The organism is Microbacterium sp. ARD31, assembly GCF_031844425.1.
In genome coordinates this window covers 25,641-32,862 of the sequence record NZ_JAUZVE010000070.1, presented here as the reverse complement: position 1 = coordinate 32,862, position 7,222 = coordinate 25,641, and the positions used below count along the sequence as shown (strand labels likewise).

Below are 7,222 nucleotides of genomic sequence, written 5' to 3'. Positions count from 1 at the left end.
CCGAGAGCTCCCGCAGGGTCATCCCGCGCTGCATCCGGGCGCCTCGCAGCACCTCGCCGAGCAGTCGTCGGAAGAGCACCATGCGCGAAGTCCTTGCTCTGGGTGTCGAGTGGAGTCGTAGGCCCAACGCTACCCGAGGCCCGGTTCTTCCCGGGCGGGGATCGCCCGATCGCCGTCAAGGACCGCCGCGAGGAGGCCCAGCACGTCGCGGCACGAGCCCTCCCGGATGCTCCTCCGGTCGCCGGACAGGGCGAGCCGGCGGACCTCGGTGCCACGAGGTCCGGCCACGGCGACCCACACGGTGCCCACCGGCTTCCCCTCCTGGGAGTCCGGTCCGGCGACGCCGGTCGTCGCCAGGCCCCAGGTCGCGTCGAGGGCCGACCGGACCCCGGTCGCCATCGCCGCGGCGCACTCCCCCGACACCACGCCGTGCCGGGCCACGACCTCGGCGGGGACGCCGAGCAGCGACTCCTTGACCCGCGTGGCGTACGACACGACGCCGCCCACGAAGCTGCGGGAGGCGCCGGGCACGTCGGTCAACGTCGCCGACAGCAGGCCGCCGGTCAGCGACTCAGCGGTGGCGACGGACTCACCCCGCCCGGCGAGCACCTCGAGCACGCGCGAGGCCAGCGCCTCAGCCGACTCGTTGGTCACGTCCGCGAGACTAGCCGCATGGCACTCCCCATCGAGGACTACGCCCTCATCGGTGACCGCGGCACGGCCGCGCTCGTCGGGAGGAACGGATCGATCGACTGGCTCTGCCTCCCGCGCTTCGACTCGCCGGCGTGCTTCGCGGCCCTGCTCGGCACGGAGGACAACGGCCATTGGCTGCTCGCCCCGGCCGACGACGTCGTCCGCACGACGCGCCGGTACGTCGACGGCACCGCATGCCTGGAGACCACGTTCACCACCGAAGGCGGCGAGGTGGTGCTGCTCGACCTGATGCCGACCGGGGACGGGCGCGCCGACGTCGTACGCCGCCTCACCTGCACGCGCGGCACGGTCACCATCCGTCACGACTGGGTGGTGCGCACCGACTACGGCCTCGTCCGGCCGTGGGTCCACCGCGAGCATGCGCACGGCGACGAGGTGGTCGTGGCCGTCGCCGGGCCCGACAAGCTCGTCCTACGCGGTCCGCGCCTGCCCCACGGGCACGACGGCCACCACAGCGACGAGTTCGTGATGACCGCGGGCGAGGAGCACACCTTCTCGACGACCTGGGTCCGCTCGTGGCGCGACGTGCCCGAGCCGCTCGGCTTCGACGAGCGGATCCGCGCCACCACCGCCGAGCAGCGCGCCTGGTCCGAGCAGGCTCCCGACGACGTGCCGCACGCCGACCTGGTGCGTCGCAGCCTGCTCACGCTGCTGCTGATGACGCACGCGGAGACCGGCGGCATCGTGGCCGCGCCGACCACCTCGCTGCCCGAGGACTTCGGCGGCGAGCGCAACTGGGACTACCGCTACTGCTGGTTGCGCGACGCCGCGCTCACGCTCGAGTCCCTCCTCGGGGCGGGCTACGACGACGAGGCGCTGGAGTGGCGCGACTGGCTGCTGCGCGCGGTCGCCGGCGACCCGGCCGACCTGCAGATCATGTACACCGTCGACGGCGGCCGGCAGCTGCCCGAGCGGGAGGTGCCGCACCTGCCCGGCTACGCCGACAGCCGCCCGGTCCGGATCGGCAACGGCGCGGTCTCGCAGCGGCAGAACGACGTGCTCGGCGAGGTGATGATCGCGCTCGAGCTGACCCGGCAGGCGGGCCTGCACGAGACGCACAACTCCTGGTCGCTCCAGCGCTCCCTCGTCGACGAACTGGCCGAGCACTGGGACGAGCCGGACAACGGGCTCTGGGAGATCCGTGGCCCGCAGCGGCACTTCACGCACTCGCGCGTGATGGTGTGGGTCGCCTTCGACCGCGCGGTCCGCGCGGTCGAGGAGCACGGGCTCGACGGTCCGGTCGAGCGTTGGCGCGAGCTGCGCGACCGGGTCCGCGACGAGATCCTGGAGAAGGGGTACGACACCCGCCGCGGCACCTTCACCCAGCACTACGACACCACGGAGGTCGACGCGTCGCTGCTGACCATCCCGCTCGTCGGCTTCCTGCCGCCCGACGACCCGCGGGTCCTGGGCACGATCGCGGCGGTCACCGAGGACCTGATGTCCGACGGGCTCCTGCTGCGCTACCGCACCCAGACCGGCGTCGACGGCGTGCCCGGGGACGAGCACCCGTTCCTCGCCTGCTCGTTCTGGCTGGTCTCCGCCCTCGCGATGGCCGGGCGGCGGGCGGAGGCGACGGCGCTGATGGACCGGCTCTGCGGGCTGGCCAACGACGTCGGCCTGCTCTCGGAGGAGTACGACGCCGCTCACGGGCGGATGGCCGGCAACTTCCCCCAGGCCTTCAGCCACCTCGCGCTGGTGCAGGCCGCGCTGGCGCTGCGCCAGCCGCCGGAGGACGACCGCCCCGACACCAAGGCCTGAGCGCCGGCCTGAGCGCTTGTCGTAGCAGCACAGAGGCCCGGCCGTCGGGATCGACGACCGGGCCTCCGTGGTGCTCACCCGTGGTGGAGCGTCAGCCGCGACGCACCTTGAGCTTGACCACGGCGGTCTTGCTGCGGACCTTGCGGGTGCCGGCGTACTTCACCACGACCCGCTTCTTGCCGGCCTTGGTGAACTTCGCGAGCTTGACGACCGCCTTGCCCTTCTTGAGCTTGACGGTGTACTTCTTGCCGCCGACCTTGACCACGACCTTGCCGGTCACGGTCTTGATGCCGAGCGCCTCGGCCTTGATCTTGATGCGGGCGCGGGTCTTGCCGGCCACGATGCGCTTGGGCTTGGCGCGGACCGTGACCTCGGGCTTGCCCTTGCGGACGTCCACCGGGAGGGAGAACGTCGTACCGGTCGTGGGGCCGGTGAAGGTCAGCAGCTGCTTGCCGGTCTTCACCTTGCCCTTGAGCCGGAGCGCGACGGCAGCCTTGCCGTACTCGTCGAACGGGTCGGTGCCGATGGTGTTGTCCACCGTGACCGCGTCGAGGGTGGCGTTGCCCAGCTTGACGTTGAGCGCGGCGTCCTTGGCGTCGGCTGCCGTGCTCATGGCGAGCGAGGAGAGGTTGACCTTGAGCTCCTGGCCGATGCGGTAGAACCGCGGCGCACTGGCGGGCCAGCTGACGCCGACCTGGTGCTGCTCCTTGTCGACGGTGAGCGGCGTCGTGGCAGCCTTCGCCGCCATGTAGTCGACCATCGCCTGCAAGTCGACCTTGCCGGTGTCGCGCCGGGCGGTGCCCGCCCGGAAGCCGACGAAGTTGTCACCACCGCCGGCGAGGAACGAGTTCACGGTCACCGAGTACGACGTGGCCGGCTCGATGGCCTTGCCGTTGAGCGACATGCTGGTGACGCGGTTGCCCTCGGGCTTCGCCGGGTCATAGGTCGCGAAGAAGCCCTTGGACGTGCCCAGGCGCAGGAACGGGCGCTGCGGCACGTTGCCCTTGTCGTCGCGCTGCCACTGCTGCTCGAGGACCGTCTTGATCTGGGCTCCGGTCATCTTCATGTTGACCAGGGTGTTCGCGAACGGCTGGACGACTGCCGCCTGCTTGTAGGTGAGGTTGGCCGGATAGCCCCCAGCGGCCCCGGTCATGTCGGCACGCAGGCCGCCGGGGTTCATGAAGGCGATCTGTGCGGCGCCGGTGAGGGGGCTCTCGGTGGCCCAGCGCTGGACCTCCGCCACCAGGTTGCCCAGGGTCGACTCCCCACCGCGGTTCTCGCTGCCGTCGGCGAGCTTGGCCCGGTTGAACGCGCCGCCGACCTTGCCCAGCACCTTGGCGCCGAGCTCGTTGGCCTTGGTGAACGCGTCGTCGACGAGGGCCTTGGTCGCAGCGTCGACGGGGTAGAGCGGCGGCGTCGCCGCGGGGCCGCTGCTGCCATCGGGGTCCTTGCCGAACATCGGCAGGATCTTCTGCTTGCTCGGGTCGATGGTGACCGTCGAGTCGTCGGTCGCCGGGTTGCCGTCCGGGTCGGTGTCGACCGTGAAGACGAGCTGGTTCAGGTTCGCGCCGTACTGACCGGCGGAGACGACCGGGCGGCCACCGATGAAGTGGTTGTAGGCGAGGTGGGTGTGGCCCGAGACGATCGCGTTGACGTCGGAGTCCACGCCCTTGACGATCCGGCTGAACGCGTTGTCGTTGGTGCTGGCGTCCTCGAGCTTGGTGGTCGGAGCGCCCTCGTGCACGAGCAGCACGACCACGTCGGCACCGGCGGCCTTCAGGGCGTCGGCCGCCTTGTTGGTCTCGTCGATGATGCTGGTGACCTGGAGGTCGGCGATGCCCGACGGGCTCACCAGCGACGGGAGGTCCTCGGTGACCGCGCCGACGAAGCCGACGTCGACGCCGTCGGTCGTGGTGGTCATCCAGGTCGCGCCGTCAGAGGTGCCCGGGGACGCCTCGACGTCCGGGAGCGCCGGTGTGCCGTCGGACTTCTTGCGCACGTTGGCCGCGAGGTACTGCCACTCGGCGCCGCCCTCGGGGTTGGCCGCCGACGCGGGCTTCATGACCCGGTTGACCAGGTCGTTGTAGCCACCGTCGAACTCGTGGTTGCCGGCGGCCGACACGTCCAGGCCGGCCTCGTTGAGCACGTCGATCGTGGGCTTGTCGCGCTGGATGAACGACTCGAACGTCGAGGCGCCGATCATGTCGCCGCCGGCGGCGAAGATAGTGTTGGGGTTCGCCGCGCGCAGCTGCTTCACGGCGCCGGACATGACCGAGGCGATCTCGATGGGCTCGGGGTTGTTCGAGCCGGTCGGGCGATCGGCCAGGCGGCCGTGGAAGTCGTTGGTGGCGAGGATCTGGACGTCGACGGTGGCTGCGTGCGCGGGAGCTGCCGTGGTGATGACGGCGAGCGGTGCGGCGAGCAGTCCCGTCACGGTCGTCGCAAGGGTGAACCTGCGACCGGATCGTGATGCTGACACGAGTTCTGGTGCCTTTCGTCGGATGACTGGACGGTCACCCTAACCGCACGTGTGCGCGACAAGACCCCACCAAGGTAGGTTTTCCCGACCTTTCGGTCAGTGTTCGCCGCCCGGTCCCTCAGGTGTGCCGCACCCGCTGGCGGCGCACCTCGCGGACGAACTCCCAGCCCGACCAGAGCGTCATCGCCACGGCACCGGCGAGCAGCACCTGGCTGGCGTAGAACAGCACCTCGCCCAGCGGCCCGGGCCAGAAGTCGAACGCGTTGCCGTGCGCGTCGCCGTGCGGCAGCGGCCAGATCAGGCCGGACAGGGCGAGCGCCTGGAGGACCGTCTTGATCTTGCCGCTCTGCGCGGCCGGGATCACCACCTGCTTGAGGACCGAGAGCCGCAGCAGCGTGACACTCCACTCGCGCAGCAGGACCACGATCGTGACCCACCACCACACGTCGCCCACCAGCGACAGGCCGATGAGCGCCATCCCGGTGATGGCCTTGTCGGCGATCGGGTCGGCGATCTTGCCGAAGTCGGTGATCAGGTCGTGCTTGCGGGCGAGGTCGCCGTCGACCTTGTCGGTGACCATCGCGACGGCGAAGATCGCGAACGCGACCCAGCGCCAGAGCGGGTCGTCGCCGCCGTCGTGCAGCAGCGCCCAGCCGAAGAACGGCACCATCACGATGCGCAGCGTGGTGAGCACGTTGGCGATGTTGAAGTTGGACACCTCGCGCTGCTCGGCGCTCATCGGGTCCGTGCTCATGCTCCAGCTCCGTTCACTCGCGCGATCAGGTCGACGCCGTCGGTGCCGGTGACGGTCGCCGTCACCAGGTCACCGACCCGTGCGACCACCCGTCCTCCGTAGGCCCCGGTGAGCAGCGTCGTACCGTCCACCTCGGGGCCCTGGTGGGCGGCGCGGCCCTCGACGACCACCTCGCCGTGGTCGCCACCCTCGACCGACTCGACCAGCACCACGACCTCCTCGCCGACGCGCTCCTCGGCGCGTTGGGCGTTGAGCTCCTCGACCAGGGCGGTGACGTGCTCGGTGCGGCTGCGGATCTCGTCCTCGTCGAGCTTGAGCTCGTCGGCGAAGCCGGCAGCCTCGGTGCCGTCCTCGTCGGAGTAGCCGAACACACCGGTGACGTCCATGCGCGCCGCCTCGAGGAAGTCGCACAGGGTCTGCAGCTCCTCCTCGGTCTCGCCGGGGAAGCCGACGATGACGTTGGAGCGCACACCGGCCAGCGGGGCGAGCGAGCGGATCTGCTCGAGCAGGCCCAGGAAGCTGTCGGGGTCGCCGAAGCGACGCATCCGGCGCAGCACGGTCGCGCTCGCGTGCTGGAAGGAGAGGTCGAAGTACGGCACGACGCCCGGCGTGGTGGCGATCGCCTCGATCAGGCCCGGCCGGGTCTCGGCGGGCTGGAGGTAGGAGACGCGCACGCGCTCGATGCCGTCGATGCCGGACAGCTCCGGCAGCAGCGTCTCGAGCAGGCGGAGGTCGCCGAGGTCCTTGCCGTAGGACGTGGAGTTCTCGCTGACGAGGAAGAGCTCCTTGACGCCCTGCTTGGCGAGCCACTGCGCCTCGCCGACGACGTCGCTGGGCCGGCGGCTCACGAAGGAGCCGCGGAAGCTGGGGATGGCGCAGAAGGTGCAGCGCCGGTCGCAGCCGCTCGCCAGCTTGAGGGGCGCCATCGGGCCGGCGTCGAGGCGACGGCGTACGGCCCGGGGCCCGGTCGCGGGTGCACCCGCGCCGATCTCGCTGACGTCGGCGGCGACGGCGTCGTGCCCCGGCACCGAGATCCCCGACGCGTCGCGCTCGACGGGCGAGATCGGCAGGAGCCGCCGCCGGTCCGAGGGCGTGTGCGGGTGGTGGGTCTCGCCGCCGACGATCGCGCGCAGCTTCGAGGCGATGTCGGGGTAGTCGTCGAAGCCGAGCACCGCGTCGGCCTCCGGCAGCGACTCGGCGAGGTCCTTGCCGTAGCGCTCGGCGAGGCAGCCGACGGCGACGACGGCCTGCGCCCTGCCGCCGTGGCCCGCGGACTCCTTGAGATCAGCGGCCTCGAGCAGCGTGTCGACGGAGTCCTTCTTGGCGGCCTCGACGAAGCCGCACGTGTTGACCACGACGGTGTCGGCGTCCTCCGGGTCCTCGACCAGCACGAACCCGCCCGCTTCCAGCCGGCCGGCCAGCTCCTCGGAGTCGACCTCGTTGCGGGCACACCCGAGGGTCACCACAGCGACGTTCAGCGGGGTCGGGGGCAGCTCGGTGTCAGTCGTCATCGC

The 7,222-nt window shown here is 71.1% G+C and carries 5 protein-coding genes; 1 reads left to right on the top strand and 4 read right to left on the bottom strand.

Annotated elements, in window-relative coordinates:
• Nucleotides 1-129 precede the first annotated feature (129 nt).
• The gene (locus Q9S36_RS47545; protein WP_311291728.1) at nt 130-654 is read right to left on the bottom strand and encodes a nicotinamide-nucleotide amidohydrolase family protein; all 525 of its coding nucleotides are present in this window, start codon (nt 652-654) and stop codon (nt 130-132) included.
• Between the two features lie 18 nt (nt 655-672).
• Between Q9S36_RS47545 and Q9S36_RS47540 the strand changes: the two genes are divergently transcribed.
• Nucleotides 673-2,475, top strand: coding sequence for a glycoside hydrolase family 15 protein (locus tag Q9S36_RS47540; protein WP_311291727.1), 1,803 nt, complete (start codon nt 673-675; stop codon nt 2,473-2,475).
• 91 nt (nt 2,476-2,566) lie between these two features.
• Here Q9S36_RS47540 and Q9S36_RS47535 read toward each other — a convergent pair whose 3' ends face one another.
• The 3 genes from Q9S36_RS47535 to rimO form a co-directional block, all read right to left on the bottom strand.
• Complete coding sequence (locus Q9S36_RS47535) at nt 2,567-4,909, bottom strand: 5'-nucleotidase C-terminal domain-containing protein (protein WP_311291726.1); 2,343 nt, start codon at nt 4,907-4,909, stop codon at nt 2,567-2,569.
• A 163-nt stretch (nt 4,910-5,072) separates the two neighbouring features.
• The gene (gene pgsA / locus Q9S36_RS47530; RefSeq protein WP_311291725.1) at nt 5,073-5,708 is read right to left on the bottom strand and encodes a CDP-diacylglycerol--glycerol-3-phosphate 3-phosphatidyltransferase; all 636 of its coding nucleotides are present in this window, start codon (nt 5,706-5,708) and stop codon (nt 5,073-5,075) included.
• Nucleotides 5,705-7,219, bottom strand: a complete 1,515-nt coding sequence (rimO, locus tag Q9S36_RS47525) for a 30S ribosomal protein S12 methylthiotransferase RimO (RefSeq protein ID WP_311291724.1) — start codon at nt 7,217-7,219, stop codon at nt 5,705-5,707. Before rimO ends, pgsA begins: the two co-directional genes overlap by 4 nt.
• Nucleotides 7,220-7,222: the final 3 nt, after the last annotated feature.

Bases quoted from the DNA above. Each gene is read 5' to 3' on its own strand.
- Q9S36_RS47540 (WP_311291727.1), top strand. From the start codon at position 673: ATGGCACTCCCCATCGAGGACTACGCCCTCATCGGTGACCGCGGCACG.
- pgsA (WP_311291725.1), bottom strand. From the start codon at position 5,708: ATGAGCACGGACCCGATGAGCGCCGAGCAGCGCGAGGTGTCCAACTTC.
- rimO (WP_311291724.1), bottom strand. From the start codon at position 7,219: ATGACGACTGACACCGAGCTGCCCCCGACCCCGCTGAACGTCGCTGTG.